Annotated in this window: 17 protein-coding genes; 2 read left to right on the forward strand and 15 right to left on the reverse strand. The window is 61.0% G+C overall.

Annotated elements, in window-relative coordinates; genetic code table 11:
- Positions 1-8: 8 nt before the first annotated feature.
- From V1286_RS19115 to V1286_RS19145, 7 genes are all read right to left on the reverse strand, one after another.
- Positions 9-1,058 (reverse strand): phenylacetaldoxime dehydratase family protein, encoded by a 1,050-nt coding sequence (locus tag V1286_RS19115; protein WP_334481715.1) that lies wholly within the window; start codon positions 1,056-1,058, stop codon positions 9-11.
- Between the two features lie 22 nt (positions 1,059-1,080).
- Positions 1,081-1,815, reverse strand: a complete 735-nt coding sequence (locus V1286_RS19120) for an ABC transporter ATP-binding protein (RefSeq protein WP_334481716.1) — start codon at positions 1,813-1,815, stop codon at positions 1,081-1,083.
- Positions 1,812-2,591 carry an ABC transporter ATP-binding protein gene (locus tag V1286_RS19125; protein ID WP_334481717.1) on the reverse strand — a complete coding sequence of 260 codons (780 nt, stop codon included), beginning with the start codon at positions 2,589-2,591 and terminating at the stop codon, positions 1,812-1,814. Before V1286_RS19125 ends, V1286_RS19120 begins: the two co-directional genes overlap by 4 nt.
- Positions 2,588-3,793 carry a branched-chain amino acid ABC transporter permease gene (locus V1286_RS19130; protein WP_334481719.1) on the reverse strand — a complete coding sequence of 402 codons (1,206 nt, stop codon included), beginning with the start codon at positions 3,791-3,793 and terminating at the stop codon, positions 2,588-2,590. The genes V1286_RS19125 and V1286_RS19130 overlap by 4 nt, the downstream gene beginning before the upstream one ends.
- A complete protein-coding gene (locus tag V1286_RS19135) occupies positions 3,793-4,713 on the reverse strand; it encodes a branched-chain amino acid ABC transporter permease (RefSeq protein ID WP_334481721.1) in 921 nt (306 codons plus the stop codon). The genes V1286_RS19130 and V1286_RS19135 overlap by 1 nt, the downstream gene beginning before the upstream one ends.
- A gap of 70 nt (positions 4,714-4,783) precedes the next feature.
- A complete protein-coding gene (locus V1286_RS19140) occupies positions 4,784-5,938 on the reverse strand; it encodes a branched-chain amino acid ABC transporter substrate-binding protein (RefSeq protein WP_334481722.1) in 1,155 nt (384 codons plus the stop codon).
- A gap of 319 nt (positions 5,939-6,257) precedes the next feature.
- Complete coding sequence (locus V1286_RS19145) at positions 6,258-6,551, reverse strand: hypothetical protein (protein WP_334490265.1); 294 nt, start codon at positions 6,549-6,551, stop codon at positions 6,258-6,260.
- Here V1286_RS19145 and V1286_RS19150 point away from each other — a divergent pair.
- Positions 6,450-7,886, forward strand: a complete 1,437-nt coding sequence (locus tag V1286_RS19150; protein ID WP_334489747.1) for an NAD(P)/FAD-dependent oxidoreductase — start codon at positions 6,450-6,452, stop codon at positions 7,884-7,886. The genes V1286_RS19145 and V1286_RS19150 overlap by 102 nt on opposite strands.
- Before the next feature lie 25 nt (positions 7,887-7,911).
- On the opposite strand, the gene V1286_RS19155 is transcribed toward V1286_RS19150, so the two are convergent.
- The 8 genes from V1286_RS19155 to V1286_RS19190 form a co-directional block, all read right to left on the reverse strand.
- Positions 7,912-8,658, reverse strand: a complete 747-nt coding sequence (locus V1286_RS19155) for an ABC transporter ATP-binding protein (protein WP_334481723.1) — start codon at positions 8,656-8,658, stop codon at positions 7,912-7,914.
- Positions 8,655-9,542: an ABC transporter ATP-binding protein gene (locus V1286_RS19160; RefSeq protein WP_334481725.1), complete on the reverse strand. Its 888-nt coding sequence runs from the start codon at positions 9,540-9,542 to the stop codon at positions 8,655-8,657. Before V1286_RS19160 ends, V1286_RS19155 begins: the two co-directional genes overlap by 4 nt.
- Positions 9,542-11,365: an ABC transporter permease gene (locus V1286_RS19165; RefSeq protein ID WP_334481726.1), complete on the reverse strand. Its 1,824-nt coding sequence runs from the start codon at positions 11,363-11,365 to the stop codon at positions 9,542-9,544. The genes V1286_RS19160 and V1286_RS19165 overlap by 1 nt, the downstream gene beginning before the upstream one ends.
- Before the next feature lie 57 nt (positions 11,366-11,422).
- Positions 11,423-12,580: an ABC transporter substrate-binding protein gene (locus V1286_RS19170; protein ID WP_334489748.1), complete on the reverse strand. Its 1,158-nt coding sequence runs from the start codon at positions 12,578-12,580 to the stop codon at positions 11,423-11,425.
- 75 nt (positions 12,581-12,655) lie between these two features.
- Entirely contained in the window at positions 12,656-13,264 is a 609-nt protein-coding gene (locus V1286_RS19175; RefSeq protein ID WP_334481727.1) for an alkylhydroperoxidase domain protein, read from the reverse strand.
- Positions 13,265-13,277: 13 nt separating this feature from the next.
- A complete protein-coding gene (locus tag V1286_RS19180; protein ID WP_417021265.1) occupies positions 13,278-13,913 on the reverse strand; it encodes a CMD domain protein in 636 nt (211 codons plus the stop codon).
- Positions 13,914-13,952: 39 nt separating this feature from the next.
- On the reverse strand, positions 13,953-14,990 hold the full coding sequence (locus V1286_RS19185) for a putative FMN-dependent luciferase-like monooxygenase (protein ID WP_334481728.1): 1,038 nt from the start codon (positions 14,988-14,990) through the stop codon (positions 13,953-13,955).
- 209 nt (positions 14,991-15,199) lie between these two features.
- Positions 15,200-16,315 (reverse strand): PLP-dependent cysteine synthase family protein, encoded by a 1,116-nt coding sequence (locus V1286_RS19190; RefSeq protein WP_334481729.1) that lies wholly within the window; start codon positions 16,313-16,315, stop codon positions 15,200-15,202.
- Positions 16,316-16,515: 200 nt separating this feature from the next.
- On the opposite strand from V1286_RS19190, the gene V1286_RS19195 reads away from it, so the two are divergent.
- A complete protein-coding gene (locus V1286_RS19195) occupies positions 16,516-17,037 on the forward strand; it encodes an Lrp/AsnC family transcriptional regulator (RefSeq protein ID WP_244608249.1) in 522 nt (173 codons plus the stop codon).
- Positions 17,038-17,061 lie beyond the last annotated feature (24 nt).

Here is a 17,061-nt window from a genome sequence, read left to right on the forward strand (position 1 = left end):
CTGCGCGATCACAGGCGTTCACCGACGAAATAGCCCGACAACCCGGTGCCGGGCACACAGTTGACGTATTCGAAGATCTGGCCTTGCTCCGGTAGCACGAACACCTCGTGCCAGGTACGGAGCTGATTGGCCTTGCCGAACTTGCGATAACGCGCGATCGCGGCGGTGAAGATCGCCTCGTGCGACGCATGGCGCTCGGCCCAGTTCTCCATGTGCTCCAGGGACAGGAAATAGCCGAGCGCGTGGGTTTCGAGTTCCGGCCTGCCTTCGGCATCGCAGGTCTGCTGAAAGCGCAGCGAGCAGCAGCCGGTCGCCTGGGGACTCTCCCGCAGATAGGCCATGCCGCGCTCCAGCGGCGCGCGCAGATCGCGCATATAATCTTCGGTCTGCGCCGGATCGCAACGGCCCCAATACGCGGCGGAGCGAATAACGGTGAAGTTTTGCGGCGTGACGATGCGCCAACGCGCCAACCGGGTATCGCGGACAACCGGCGCCGGCAACTCGTTTATGGCAGGCGCCAGCGCATCCACCGCGGCCAGCGGAATCCGATCCCGCATGGCGCCGTAGTAGCCGCAATAGGGAGTCGGATAGACCGCCACTTCAGGCGATCGGCTGAGCGCGGCCGGGTAATCCTTCCAGTACAGCGTTTCCTGCCGCTCCACCGGCACGGTGACGCTTTCACGGAAATAGCCGCTCGGCTCGGCAAGACGTGCCGCGTCGGTCCACCAGGCCGTCAGGTGTGGATCGGCCAGCCAGTCATCGCGACGCTCTCGATCTACCCAATAAGCCGCGACGATGTGGGTATAGAGGCCGTTCTGGTCGATGAACCAGGCATGGTCGTGCACCGTCGGGCCGCTCGGCAGACTGATCGCTTTTTCGATCCAGGGAAAGAACGGCGACCGATAGACGCTTTCGGCGTCGCGTCCCTGAATGCCGTGAAACGCCACGCATAGCGTTTCGCACTTGTTGGCAAAGCCGGCGGACCATCGTTGCACCACGGGTTCAAAGCCCTTTGGCTTGCGCAGCGGATTGACGCGATCGAAAACCTGAAGTCCCATTTCGCTCCCCTTACTTTCTTTGTTAGTGAACGCCGAAGTATGCCTTGTGGAGCTCGGCATTCTGCTTCAGCGACTCCGCATCGCCCTCCGCCACGACCTGGCCCTGCACCAGCACATAGCCGTAGTCGGCGACGTCGAGCGTCTGCCGCACATTCTGTTCGACCAGCAGGATCGACAGCCCGGCCGTCTTCAGGCGACGTACAATTCCGAATACCTCGGAGACGAACAGCGGCGACAACCCAAGCGACGGCTCGTCGAATATCACCAGCTCGGGGTCGGTCATCAGCCCGCGTGCAATCGACAACATTGACCGCTCGCCGCCGGAGAGCGTGCCGGCCAACTGACCTCGCCGCTCCCTCAACCGCGGAAATGTCTCGAACAGTTCTTCCATGCGCGCGGCCACACGCCTGGAGTCCCGCATCAGGAGACCGCCGACTTTCAGATTGTCGAGCACGGTCATGCGCGGCAGTACACGGTTGCCCTCGGGCACCGTGGCGATACCAAGCGCTGCGATCTTGTGGGTCGGCATATTTGCGATCGCAGCGCCGCCGAAATACACCTCGCCTTTGCGGACGCGGTTGAGGCCGAGAATGGTCCGGATCAGCGTGCTCTTCCCGGCGCCGTTGGCGCCGAGGATACACGTCACCGTGCCCGGCTTCACCTCCACCGTGACACCCTTTAGCACATCCGCGCGGTCGTAACCGGCGGTGACGCCGATGGCCGAGAGCTTGCGCGTTGCGGTGGCGCCGGCGATCATTGACTTACTCCCAGATACGCAGTTTGGACATCGGGATTGGCGATCAGCGCATCGAACGTGCCCTCAAAAATCTTGCGGCCGAAATTCAGCACAACACAGCGGTCCGAGACGCGGCGGATCACATCCATTTCGTGCTCAACCAGGATCACTGCCAGATCCGGCATCTCCTGGCGAAACGCCAGCAGATCGTCCATCAACTGGCGCGTCTCTTCATGCGTCATGCCCGCCGACGGTTCATCCAGCAACAGAAGCCGTGGCGCACCGATCAGTGCGCGGCAGATTTCGACCCGCCGGCGGTCGATCATCGTGAATGAGCCGGCAGGCTGAAACAGCCGGTCAGCAATGACGGGATTAAAGCGATGCGCCAGCGCGCGGGCGTGCTCGACCATCCCGCTCAGCTCGCCGCGCCAGCGGCGGCGGCGAAAAAGGTTGGTAAACAGCCCCAGATCGAGCCTGCACAGGGCGCCGACCGCGATATTGTCAAAGACGCTTTGGTCCAACATCAGCCGCGAGCGCTGGAAGGTTCGCGCGACGCCTGCCCTGCCGATCATTTGCGGCGGCTTGGCGAACAGATCGCGCGCATCCAGGCGCACCGATCCGGCCGATGGCTTGTAAAGCCCGGTCACCACATTGAAGAACGTGGTCTTGCCCGATCCGTTGGGACCGACCAACCCGACAGTTTCGCCCTTGTCGATCTCGATATCGAGACCATCAAGCGCGACCAGACCGTCGAAGCGCATCGTGAGGCCGCCGCAGGCCAGCAAGGGAGCGTTCATGCGTCCGCTCCCGGCCGCCCGATGAAGCGCGACAGATCGCGGATCGGACGCGGCAAAATGCCCGACGGGCGGAACAGCAGGATACCCAGCACCAGCAACGCAAAGATCAGCAGCCGGAATTCCTGAATAGCCTGCAGCTTTTCGGGGATGACGAGGATCACCATGGCAGCGACCACAGCACCCCAGAAATTGCCGAGCCCGCCGAGCACGATGATCGACAACATCAACAGGGAGTCGCCGAGCCCGGACCCGTTCGGCGTCACGAACCCGTTCATCATGCCGTAGACCGCCCCGGCAACACCGATCACTGCGTTGCCGATCAGGAAGGCTACGACCTTCCAGCGGGCGATCGACAGGCCGAACACCGAGGCCGCGGTCTCATCGCTGCGCACGGTGTCCAGCGCGATCCCGATCCAGGACCGCTCGATGCGGCGGATCAGCGTGAAGGCCACCGCGAAAATGCAGATCGAAAGCACTGCATAGGGCAGATAGAATGACACGTCCCACGGACCGATCGATGATATCCGGTTGAAGTCGAGGCCGAAGATCGAAAAACCCTTGATCTTCATACCCTGCGGGCCGCCCAGTGTGTCGTTCACCTCCAGCAGGCTGCGCAGCAGCAGGCCGAATGCGATGGTCACAAGTGCTGCATAGTGCCCGCGGGTCCTCAACACCGGCAGCAACAGAATAACTCCGATCGCGCCGGTCACGATGCCGCTGACAACGAGGATCATCAGATGCGGAATCCCGGCATACGCCGTCATTACGGCAGCCGTATACGAACCGAGTACAAAGAATGCCGCGCCGGCGAAATTGGCAATTCCTGCGAACGCCAGTTGAAGGTTTAGCGCGATACAGGCCGTGGAAAACAGCGCCACGGTCGCCAGCATCAAGAGCGTGTAGTGCTCGCCGTGAAAGACGACGATCAGGCCCAGTGCGCAGACGAAAGCGACGGCGTTGGCGAATCCGCTGTAGTCGCTGCAGATGGCGGAGACGTCCTGACCGAGCGGCGTGCGATCGGCGATCGCAAACACCGCCAGAAAGGCCGCGAGCAGGCCGAGCACCTGAATCTGCGACTCCGCATGCATCATCAGGCCACCGCCTGCAAACAGCAAAGCCACCGTAAGCACGACCACGGCGCGCGGATGACGCTGCATCCGAAGCGGCGACAAGACGGGGATCGGGGAAGGAATGCTGCTCATTACACCCGCTCGCTTCGGCGCTCGGCGATCAGGCCGGTTGGGAAGATCGCGATCAGGATGATGATCACCGCGAAAGCGATCACGTCCTTGTACGCGCTCGAAATCGGCAGCGCGACTACGACCAGGGTCTGTACTCCGGCAAACAGGAAACCACCAATGATCGGACCGAGCATGCTGCCGAGCCCGCCGACGACAGCCGAAGCGAAGCCGATAATGCCGAGAAGGACGCCCATGTTGAAATTGATCTCGCGGTAGTACAGCCCGAGCATGCAGCCCGCGAACGCCGCGAGCGCGGAGCCCAGCGCAAACGTCCCCAGAACCACCGCGTGGAAATCGATCCCCGAAAGCCTTGCCACCTCGCCATCCTGGGCCACCGCGCGAATGGCGAGACCGAATCGCGTGCGGGTGATCAGAAGGTGCGTCCCCAGCACCAGCAGCAGGCCGGCGGCGAGGATCATCACGCTGTCGATGCCGACACTGAACGAACCGGCTTTGATGGCGCCGCCCGGCAGCAGTGCCGGAAACGGTTTTGGATTGCCACCGTTGGGCACGCCGAGCCTGATGGCTTCGCGCAGCACGGTGCCCGCCATCAAGGTGGCCAGCAGCACGTTGACGCCGGGTGCATGGCGCAACGGCAGCACAAGAACGCGCCCGATGATGACGCCGGCCAGCGCGCCTATCGCCACCGCCGCAGCTATTCCCGAGGCCAGCGCCAGCACGGGCGGCAGCGCAACCAGACCTCCCGCAATCCCGGCCGCGCCGAGGCTGGAGAATGCGCCGACGGTGACGACATCGCCGTGCGAGAACTTGATGACGTCGAGCACGCCGAAGAACAGCGAGAAGCCGACCGCGATCATCGCATAGATCACGCCCAGCATCAGGCCGTTGAAAAGCTGCTGGGCAAGAATGCCGATGTCCATCGCGGAGTCCTGGTGGCAAAGAAATTCGAAGAGCGAAGGAAGTGACGAGCCGAAGCTCGCCGTGATGGAGCTAGTTCCTGGCCAGCCTCTTCTTGCCGGCGGCATAGTCGCTATCCGGCCAATAGATCCACTTTCCGTCCTGGGCCACGTAGACATTGGCGTTGACGATGTTCTGGCGGTGATCATCGAAGTTGATCTCGCCGACCAGCGCCTTGTAGCCCTTGGTGCCGTTAAGCACCTCCTTCATCTTCTTGCGATCGGGGCCGGTCTTTTCGATCGCGTCCATCACCAGATTGGTGGCGGAATAGGCGAACGGGCCGTAGGCGTCGGGGTCCTCGCGGAAACCGGCCTTGGCGTAGGCGTCGAGAAAGGCCTGGCCTTGCGGATATTTGCTGATCGGTGCGCCGTTGTGGAACGAGATCGTGCCCTCGCCGGCCGCGCCTGCGCCTTCGAGGAAACCGGCCGTCATGATGCCGGACACACCGGCAAGCTGGGCCGTGACGCCGACGCGATCCATCTGCGCGCGCAGGCGAACGCCGAGCGGCGTCAATCCGCCGATCAGAATGAGGTCGGGTTTGAGCTCCTTGATCCTGGTAAGCTCCGCCGTAAAGTCCTGCTGGTCAGGACTGACCGGAAATGTCGCAACGATCTCGCCGCCGGTCGGCTTGAGATATTCAGTGAAATACTTGTTCTGGCCCTTGCCGTAGTCCGTGGTGTCATGGACGACGACAAATTTCTTGTAGCCCTGCTTGGTGAGGAAATCCGCGGCCAGCCTTCCCTCGTTGATCATGGTGCCGTTGACGCGATGGATTTCGCGGTAATCGTTGCCGTAGGTGATTTCGGGCAGGATCGCACCCCACACCACCACAGGAAGACCGAAACGCGAATAAGTATCGACGGTGGCAATACCGACGGCGGAACAGTAATGCGTGATACCGGCGATGATGGAGTTGTCGGAAGCCGCCTTGGTTGCGACCTGAATGCCGACATTGGGCTTGCACTCATCGTCAAACGTAACGAGTTCATAGGTGTATTTCGCCGCCGGATCGGCATTGCGCAGCTGAACCGCAAGCTGCGCGGAATTACGGCCGCCGAGGCCCGGTGCGGAATTGCCGCCCGACAACGGGCCGATGAACGCGAGCTTCACGGTATCCTTGGCAAGCACCGCGGAAGGGAACGGCGCGGCGAGAGCCAACAACAGCAACAAACCGGATTTAAATTTCATGACCACTCCGCTCCTCTGTGTCGGGAGAAGTGTAAGGTGGACCCCTCGGGCGTGGGCAGTGCATATTTTTGCAGAACGACGTGCGCTGAGCCGCAAGCGCCGGTGAAATTTGCGCCCTGCATTGCCACTTCCTGCCGCAGTCTGCCTTCGCTTTGGGCTAAAGCATTGTATCGTCGGCAAAGCCGTGGTTGCGGTTGGTGCCTGACACCGCTGGCAAGCCACATCGAACTCCTCCGCGCGCATGCCTCCATTTACCCCACTTGAAGAGCTCAGCAAGTCCGTCGCGGCCATTCCAAGATCGGTGTGCAAATGAGCATATTTATGCGATGAAACTGCGATTCCACCGCGAATTTAGCCAGACACCTTCCGGAATCATCGGGTACATTTCCGGCGTGTTTCTGAAGGCAGCCGAACGAAAAAATCCGCTTCTTGCGGATAGAAAGTCCTGAACTTCGTTCGAACCGTGGACTATGGGGCCAGACATTTGGGCAAGGTTGATCGCATCGATTTGGTGGGGATCGCACTGCACGAGCGTGCCGTCGCGCGAGACCTGGAAATTCTGGGTGTACCGGCGGCGAATTGGCCGGCCAAAATCGAGGATGCCACCGGCCAACCGGTCCTGGATGTCCTGGTTGTCGGCGCCGGCATGAACGGCATCGCCGCCGCCGGCAGCTTGATGTTCAAAGGAATACGCAATATCGCTGTGGTCGAGCGCTCAAGACCGGGGCAGGAAGGGCCTTGGCTGACCTTCGCGCGGATGGACACGCTGCGCTCGCCCAAAACGTTGACGGGCCCCGCCCTCGGCGTTCCCTCCCTCACCTTTCGTGCCTGGTATGAGGCGAAATACGGCCTCAATGCCTGGGAAACCCTTTACAAGATTCATAATCGGACCTGGGTTGAGTATCTGTCCTGGTTGCAGAAAGTGCTGGCTTTGCCGGTCAGGCATGGGGCTGCGCTGGAAGCGCTCGAACCTGCAGGAGCCTTCGTGCAGGCCATGCTGAATGAAGACGGGGTACGTCGAAATTTATTGGCGCGACGGGTCGTTCTGGCGACCGGCCGTGCCGGAGCCGGTGGCGTTTTCTGGCCGGATTTCATCGATCGGGGACTGGTGCCCGATCTTGCCGCCCATACCAATGATGACATCGATTTCGCAGCGCTTCGCGGCAAATCCATCGCCATCCTCGGCGGCGGCGCCTCCGCCTGGGACAATGCAGCAACCGCACTTGAACGGGGTGCTGCGCGCGTCGACATGTATGTGCGCCGCCCTTACTTGCCGCAGGTCAACAAGGGGCGTGGCTCGGCTTTTCCCGGCTTTCTGCACGGCTGGTCGTCCCTGCCCGATGCCGAACGCTGGGCGACGATGGTCTATCTGAACGATCTTCAGGCGCCGGTGCCGCACGAAACCGTCAACCGCACCACCAGGCTGAGCAACTTCCATATCCATTTTCGCACAGGCATCGAAACGGCCTCCCGTGCGGATGGGAAAGTTGCGATGAAGATCGCGGGCCGGGATGAAACCAGGACGCATGATTTTCTGATCGTGGGCACTGGCTTCAATGTCGACCCGGCGCTGATTCCGGAACTCGCCAGCTACGCCTCCAACATCGCCACCTGGTACGATCGCTATCAGCCCGCTCCTGATCTCCGCCGCCGCGATCTGGAGCAATTTCCCTATCTGGGTCCCGGTTTCGAATTGACCGAGAAGACACCGGGCAGCGAGCCAACCCTCAGCCAGATCCATCTGGTCAATTTCGGCGCCCATGCAAGCCATGCCGGCATCGCCAGCGATATCCCCGGCGTCAATATCGCGGCCGAGCGGGTCGCCAGTGCTATCGTGACCTCGCTCTTCCGCGAAGATATCGATCACATGCGCCGCAAGGTCGAAGCTTACAATGAGCCCGAACTTGCCGGCACACGCTTCTTCGTTCCTGAATCCGAACGAAGCTGAACGGCCCCGCAAGAACTAGAGATATTCAAGCGACCTCCGCGCCGCCAAGATAGGCGTCGCGCACCCGAGGATCGTCCTTCAGCGCGCGGGCCGAACCGGAAAGAACGATACGGCCGGTCTGCAGGACATAGGCCTCATGGGCGATTTCCAATGCCAGGCTGGCATTCTGTTCGACCATGAAGATCGATACGCCCTCCTTGTTGATGGTTCTGATCAAGTCCAGGACGCGATCGACGAAGAGCGGAGAAAGGCCCATGGTCGGCTCGTCCATCACGATCATCCGCGGCCGGCTCATCAGGGCGCGGGCCATGGCGACCATCTGCTGCTCGCCGCCCGAGAGCGAGCCGGCGCGTTGTGAAAGCCGTTGCCCGAGTTTGGGAAATAGCGCCAGCATCCGTTCGAGATCGTTTGCGACTTCGGCGCTGTCGTTGCGCACGAAGGCGCCCATCAGGATGTTTTCCCTCACGCTCATGTCCGCGAACAGCCGGCGCGCCTCCGGCACGGACGCGATGCCGCGCCGAACGATCTGCGGCGTGGTCAGACCGAGCGTCGAGGCACCGTCGAAAGTCAATTCGCCCGAGCGCGGTCTCACCAGGCCGAGAATGATCTTCATCGTCGTCGATTTGCCGCTGGCATTGCCGCCCAACAGACACACGATATGACCACGCTGCACATCAATCGAGAGGTCGAAATGCACCTGTGCCTGACCGTAGAAGGTATTGATGCTGGACAGCCGCAAGAGCGGGCCGGCGGAATGTGCTGTGGCATTCATGCCGCTGTCTCCCGCGCATCGGCCGCCCGCTGCGACAATCCGTGGCCGAGATAGGCCTCGATGACCTTGGCGTCGTTCCGTACATCCTCGCCGGCGCCTTCGGCAATCTTTTTGCCTTCGTCCATGACGACGACGCGGTCGGAGAGGCGCATGACCATGTCGAGCTTGTGTTCGATCAGCAGAATCGTCAGTCCCTCGGCTTTCAGTTCGGCGACCAGCCCTTGCATTTCGGTGGTCTCGGTCGGGTTCATGCCGGCCGTGGGCTCGTCGAGCAGCAACAGACGCGGCTTGAGCGCCAGCGCGCGCGCGATCTCGACACGGCGGCGATTGGCGTAGGACAGGCTATAGGCCGGCTGATCGATGCGCGGCAGGAGACGCTCGCCAAACCGCGCCAGGATCCCCCTCACCTCTTCGCGCAACCGCTCCTCCTCAGCCCTTACCGCAGCGGGTCGCAACAGCGCCAGTCCCAGTTCCAGCAATGGCCCGATCAGCGGCGTGGCCGGCTTGACGGCACGCAGCCGCGTGTGCGCGCCGATCAAGACGTTCTCCATCACGCTGAGGTTGCCGAACACGCGACCAAGCTGGAACGTGCGCGCTATACCATGGCCCGCCAGCTTCTCGGGCGAAAAGTGTGTGACGGGCTCGCCATCGAGACGGACCGCGCCACCGTCGGGCCTGTCGAGCCCTGTAACGAGATTGAACAAGGTGGTCTTGCCGGCACCGTTCGGGCCGATGATGCTGACCAATTCGCCTTTGGCGAGATCGAGATCAATGTCGTCGACCGCGGTGAGCCCCCCGAAGCGCCGTGTCAGTCCACGCAGGGAAAGCAAGGATGCAGGACTGGCGACGGGCGCGTTCGTGCTATTTCCGATCTCCGAACCCATCAGATGGTTCCCAACAGGCCTTGCGGCCGGAACCGCACCAGCAGCAAAAGGACGATGCCATAGATCAGGATGCGGTACTCTGCCGCGATCCGGAAAACCTCGGGCAGACCAACCAACGCCACCGAACCAACGATCGCGCCGGCGACGTTGCCCAATCCCCCCAGGATCACGATGGTCAGCGCCAGGATCGACTGCTGCGTGTTGAAGGTCTCGTGATTGATGTAGGAATACAGATGGGCGGCGATGCCGCCGCTGACGCCCGCAGCGAATCCACCGAAAATGAAGGCCAATGCCTTATAGCGATTGAGGCTGAGGCCATAGGCACGCGCCGCCACATCGTCATCGCGAATGGCGCGAAAACTGCGGCCGATATGCGAACCGAGCAACCGCACCTGCAGAAGCGCGAGCAGAACCATGACCGCGAAGCTGAACCAGTAGATCGATACCACGCCGACAAGTTCAAAACCAAATATCGACAGCGGCGGGATACCCGAAACCCCGATCGGTCCGTGTGTGACGGTTTCCCAGTTCAGGATGACGAGGGATATGATCTCACCGATGGCCAGTGTCGCGATCGAGACATAATGCCCGCGCAGACGGAACGACGGCGAGATCAGAAGTGTCCCGAGCGCTGCGCTCATCAGCCCCCCGCAGATGATCGACATGCTGACGGGCACGGAAAAATCCAGCGATAGCAACGCGGAAGTATAGGCGCCGATGGCAAGAAGCGCCGCATGTCCCAGCGAGACCTGTCCTATGGTGCCGGCGACAAGCGTCAGGCTGAGCGCCAGCATGGCAAAGAGCCAGGCATTGACGAGGGTCTGGAGCACATAGGATGAAACCGGCAGAAACGGCAACAGTGCAAAGGCCGCGAACGCGGCCAACAATACCCAACGCGGTATGCGCACCGGGCGGCTGGGGGCGATGAAGGTGCCGGTGAGCGGCTCTGGCGGCGCCTGCTTGGCACTGGCGAACAAACCGTTCGGCCGGAACACAAGGACCACGATCAACAACAGGAATGCGAACAGATTGCGGTAGCTGGTGCCGAAGACCGCCACGCCGTAGCTTTCCACCAGCCCCAACAGGAGACTGCCAACCACGGCACCCGGCACATTGCCCGCGCCGCCGACCACCTCCGCGACAACACCCTTCAACGTTGCGTGAAGGCTCATCGCAGTATCGATCTGGTTGTAGTACATGCCAACCAACATGCCGGAAAGGCCGCCAAGCGCGGCGGCAATCCCGAACACCGTCTGGTTGACCCGGTTGACGTCGACGCCCATCTGCATGGCGGCGTCGCGGTCCTGTGCCGTGGCCCGCACGGCCCAGCCAAGCTTGGTATAGCGCAGGAAGACAAACAGCAGCAGCGCACTGGTAACGCCGATACAGGCAATCAGGATGTCGAGTGGACCAATCGTTCCCGCACCGATCTGAAAACGGATATCGGGCAACTGGCTCGGCAGTGCCCGCGGATTGGGCGAAAAAGTGAGCATGACGATCTGATCGAGCACAAAGCTGATGCCGATCGTCGCCAGTAGTGGCGCAATGCGTACCGAATTCTGCAAAGGCCGCAAACCAAAGCGCTCGATGATCAACCCGACCAGCGCCGCAATGGCCGCAACCAGAACAATGGTGATGAAGAGCGGTGTCCGCAGTGCCACCACCGCGACCCAGCCGACATAGGCGCCGACAAGATAGATCGAGCCCTGCGCAAAATTGATCAGCCGGCTGACGCCAAAGATCAGCGCGAGCCCGACCGCCACGAGCGCATACACGTTACCGAGGATCAGTCCATTGATCGTGTAGTCGAGCCAGGAAGACACACTGAGTTCCTATTGAGAGAAGCCGCGATTGGAGAGACGCGCCGACGACACGTAACTTCAGGTTGGCTTGCCGTCCCAAAGCGTGAACTGACCCTTTCGAATGACGAGTTCGGTATTCATGGCGCCTTTGACCCGACGGCTTGCGACATCAAAGGTTGCCGGACCGAAAACAACCGTGGAGACGTCACGGACTTTCGTGAACGCGTCCCGGACGGCTCGCCGATCGGTACCGCCAATCCTCACCACCGCCGCAGCCACATTCATCGCATCATAAGAATAGGCGTTGAAGGCGTCAGGCTCCTGCCCATTGTACTTTGCCTTGAAGCCCGAGACGAACTTCTGCACCTCGGGGCGCGGATCATTGGGAAAATACCGGGTGCCGAGATGAACATCCTCGACGGCCTCCCCGCCAAGCTCCAGAAATTTTGGCGAATAGACGGAGCTCGCAGCGCAGATCTTCTGCTTCAGGCCGGCCTGTCGCGCCTGTCGGGCAATCAAGGCGCCATCGGAATAGTACGAGATCAAAATGAGGCCGTCCGGATTCGCGTCGCGGGCGCGCACGAGCGTGGAACGGAAATCACGCTCGTCTGGGATATATCCCTCGCTGATGACCACTTCGGCGCCAAACTCTTTGGCGGCGCTCGCGAAATGATCGCGGCTGGTGCGCCCCCAATCGGTATTGAGATGCAGGATGGCGAGCTTCTTGAGGCCAAGATGGGTCACGGCATAGCGCGCCAGCAGCGGCTGCTCGTCCGCCTGGCTGACGGAGGTGCTCCACATGAAGTCGCCCCCTTTGGTAAAATCCGGATGGGAGTTGGTGAAGCCGAACTGCACCAGGCCTGCCCGCTGATAGATCGGCGATGCAGCCATCGACGCCGGACTCGAGAAATCGCCGAGCTCCATGACGATCTTCGGATCCGAAACGAATTTCTGGGCAATCGCCACCGATTGGCGTGGGTCGCTCTGGCTGTCTTCAAAGGTATAGGCAAGCTTGCGCCCGTTGATCCCGCCTGCTGCGTGGATTTCATCCAGCGCCAGGTCGAAACCTTGCTTCCATTGCGCGCCATACTGCGCGTTAGGCCCCGTCAACGGGCCGCTGACACCGAGCATGACGGGTTCGGAAGATTGCGCGAAAGCGGTGCGCGAGATTGCCGCTCCGGTCATGATGGCAGCAAGAGAGCCTTTGACCAGGCTACGACGGCTGATGTTTCTCATCTGCGACTCCATCCGTTCTGAAACTGGAAATCCATCTTATCGGGGCAATTCTCATGCCAGAGGATGCCGGTGCAATCACGCATCGGCACCCTTTGTCGGCTCGCCGAGCGACAGCATCAACCTGTTCGCCCAGTTGAAGAATGCCGCGCTGTTGATCACGTCGACGATCTCGGCATCATCGAGACCCACGCCGCGCAGTTCCTCGACGTGTTGCTTGCCGAATGCGATGGGCGTCGAGGCAAGTGCAACCGAAGCCCTGACAATGGCGTTCCAGCGCGCTCCGAGACCGGCGCCCACGCCCTCGTCGAGCAGACGCTGGACATCGTCGCGGCGCTTGGAATGGACTGTGGCGAAGCGCGCGTGCACGGACGCGCAGTAGATGCATCCATTGTAGCGGGACGTCGCCGCGGCCGCGAGTTCGCGCTCGGCCCGCGGCAAGCCATCTGCGGTGTTGTAGAAGATATCCTTGTCGGTCTTGGTCCTGGCTTCGAGAACCTCGGGATCACGCACCAGCAGGCGAAAGTAATCAGACTTCGCGCGGGATCGATCGACCAGGCCGGCCCAATGCCGCTCCGTCAAGTCTTCCTCGGGAAACGGATCCAGCCAGGGCAGCCAGCCCAGTTCGTCCTGGGTAAAGACGACCGGTTCGTTCCTGTTGGCATGAACGACGATTGAATCACTCATGATTTTTAGCTCCTCAACTGGCTTGGGCCGCAGCATCTGCATGGTGTCCGAGTGACGCGCCAAGCGTCCGCAGCCCGGCGACGGCCCGAACCTGAAACGACAGGAACGCGACCAGTTGAGACAACGTTACGATAGCGGTCGTTGACCAGCCGGCATCCAGCAGTGCCTGCATGGCAGCAGGAGCAGCGTCACGCGGACGGAATACCAGCAGATGAGCATGTTCAAGTGCGGCGGCAAGTCTCGCGCCAAGGACGCGCTGACCGTCTCCGGCTACGCGATAGATCAAGCCTGCCTTGTCCTCGACCGAAAGTGGCCCAGCCGGAAAGGCGCCATACGGTCCTTGCGTCCTGGCTCGCTCGATTTCAGCCTTGAGCGCATCGACCCAGTCCAATCGGTCTGCCGCCTTGGCAAGCCTGGCAAAATAGAAGCCGGCTGCGGCCGGCTCATCATGAACGCCGGCGACGAATGCCGCGACCGCATACCGTTCCGCGGCCGCGACGTCAGCAAAATCGACCGGTTCAAACAAGGCGACATAGCTCTTCTGAGCATTCTCCCGCGCCTGCAAGCGTCGGGCGCGGATGCCGTCCAGGCTGGATCCCGGTTCGATACCGGCGAGAATATCGATGATATCACTTGTCTCTGTACCCATCATTCGGCCTTTTTCAGTTCGATGATTTTCGCATCCCAACTAGTCCACCAGCGCGGCATCGGCCACGGTGGTTTTTGTCCAACCCAATGCAGGAGCAACCTTTTCCGCGATCAGCTCGATCGACCGCAGAATGAATGGATGCGGAGGATCGATCGAATGCGCCTGAAAAACAAGATCGGTCACCCGCTCAAGCGTCCTATCGGCGCTCAGCGAGGTGATGACGTCGTCAGGTGTCCCCACATGAACGTCGAAGGCGGTGATCATGTCGGCCAATGCGTCCCCCGGCGACGCGTGACCGCCCGCGACGAAGTGATCGCGTTGACGCCGTAGTCCGATATCGGCCAGCCGGAGCGCTTCCTGACGATCGTCGGCGGCGAAAACGCTGCGCGACGCCATAACCCGGGGCTCGCATCCACGCGGCAATGCGTCGAGATAGGCGTCGATAATGGGATGTTGAATCTCGGCCAGCGACGCGCGCGGAGCTTCCCTCGACCGCGGCTGCGTCCTTGACAGCAGCAGACCGTCGCCCGCTCTGCCTGCTCTGGTCCCGCCGCCAACTGAAAAGGTCGCTTGCCAGATCCGGCCGCATAATTGCGGTCTCGGCGGATAGAGCGTATCGCCGCCGACGAGTGGCAGGCCTGCCAGGGCGTTGCGGACCATATCGAGATTGCGCACGAAAATGTCCGCACGCTCCGCGCTATCAAGTCCAAAGGCGGCAAAGGCCGATGGATTGCCGCCGGTCCCGACACCGAGTTCAAAACGGCCATTCGACAACAGGTCGAGAACCGCGGCGTCCTCCGCTACCCTCACAGGATTTTCCAGCGGTAGCGTGACGATGCCGGTCCCGAGGCGAATGCGGGACGTTTGCGCAGCGACGAAACCGAGAAAAGCGAAAGGAGCCGGAAGCCCTCCCTCAGCTTCATGGAAATGGTGCTGCGCGATCCAAGCGGAATCAAGACCTGCTGCTTCCGCGTACCTGATCTGCTCTGCCGCCAGACGATATCGCTCGGCCGGGGTCGCCTCATCGAGAAGCCGCGTGAAAAAACCCAATCTCTTCAAATTTGCGAAACGCTTCATGAGAGACAACCTACCAAGCCGGCGCGGAGATCATAGGACGGTCATATCAGAGCAGGTATGCCGTGGTCCGAGACAACCTGCAGACTCATGGCTCTGACGCTTTCTACAAGGTATCAAAGGGAATGTTCTCTCATTGCAAGCTCCGTTTAAGAAACAGCTTTCCAGGCAGACGCCCCGCAACACGAACGGCGTCGCGCCTAGCAGGCCTCTCATTGGTTTACGACACGGCCGTACGGCGCATCATGCATGCTTGCCCTGCTCGTTGGCGAGGCCGGTCTAAGAAACTGCCGCAATTGCGCTTCGTGGTCGGCGCACGACAATCCCTGAGCCGCCAACCATCCGTCGTCGAACAAGGTGCTGCGATAGCGATCCCCGGAATCGCACAATATCGTCACCAGCGATCCCTTCTCGCCGGCTGCGGCCATCTCCTTCAAGATCGCAAATGCCGCCCAAAGGTTGGTGCCCGTCGACCCGCCGCAGCGCCGCCCGAGAAACTCTGACATGACGCGGGCAGCGGCGATGCTCGCGGCATCCGGCACCGCAATCGTCCGGTCAATCAGTTCTGGAACGAAGGAAGCCTCGACTTGAGGGCGGCCTATGCCCTCAATCACCGACCGCCGGTTTGGCCAGATCCGGATCCGCGGATCGGCCATATGCCGGTGGTAGACGGACTCGAGAGGATCAGCGAGGCAAAGCATCGTCGACAATCCGCGGTGGCGGACATAACGCCCGATCGTCGCCGAGGTACCGCCGGTGCCGGCACCACAAACGAGCCATGTCGGAACCCGATGCTCTTCTGCAGTCATCTGTGAGAAAATCGAGTCCGCGATATTGTCGCTACGCCAATCAACCGCGCGCTCCGCGAAGGTGAATTGATCGAGATAGCAGCCCCCGGCTTCATCAGCGATACGCCGGGCGGTTGCATAGATCGATGCAGGATCGTCCACGAGATGGATCTCGCCGCCGTTCGACACAATCTCCGCCTGTTTCTCCAGCGTTGTCGTTCGTGGCATCACCGCGACAAATCGCAGACCTAACAGCCGCGCGAAATAAGCTTCGGAGACCGCGGTCGAACCGCTCGACGCCTCAACAAGCGTCGAGTCCGGTCCGATACGGCCATTACACAAGGCATAAAGGAACAGCGAGCGCGCGAGACGGTGCTTGAGGCTTCCGGTCAAATGCGTCGTTTCGTCTTTCAAATAGAGCGTCAGCCCGGGCAAGGCCGGCAGATCGATCCTGAGCAAATGGGTTTCGGCGGAACGCATACGCTCCATTTCGATCCGGCCGATCGAGGCATTTACCCATTTGCGACAAGGCCGCGTCATCAAGCACCTCTAGCGACCGTCATTCCCCTTGGCCGACCCGATGAACCATAGGGAGGAAGACCCGCAGTTTGCTTGCTTCTTGCCGCAAGTTTGGGCGCGATGACGGATATTCATGCTCGCGATAGCCAAAAGCCGGCAATAATATTGCCCCTAGCATCGTCAGCGGTAAGAAAAATCACTCATGTTCATCTGAATTGGAGATCAACGTGCTCGACGAGTTTGACCGCAAAATCCTGGCGACGCTTCAGGTGGACAGCAGCCTGTCGGTACAGGAGGTTGCTGACCGGGTCGGACTAAGTTCGACGCCGTGCTGGCGGCGCATCCAGAAGCTGGAAAGCCTGGGCTATATCCGCGGCCGCGTAGCGTTGCTCAATGCCGACAAGCTGAACGTCGGCGTCAGCGTTTTCATTGCGGTCAAGACCAACCAGCACAATGCCGAATGGGCGCAACGATTCAGGAAGATCGTGACCAGTTTTCCGGAAGTCGTGGATTTCTTTCGGTTGAGCGGAGACGTCGACTATCTGATCCGCGCCGTGGTGCCCGATATCCGCGCCTACGACGAACTTTACCAGCGACTGATCGCAAAGATTGATATCTACGACGTGTCGTCGATGTTTGCCATGGAACAGATCAAGTCGACGACGGAGCTTCCGCTCGTCTATGCATCGCCCCCCGGCGGACGCGGAACTTCCCAGACGGCACGCCATGTAGCCGCACATTGAAGGCCCGCTGCATCAAGCGAGATT

The sequence above is a fragment of the Bradyrhizobium algeriense genome (assembly GCF_036924595.1).
Taxonomy (GTDB): Bacteria; Pseudomonadota; Alphaproteobacteria; order Rhizobiales; family Xanthobacteraceae; genus Bradyrhizobium; species Bradyrhizobium algeriense.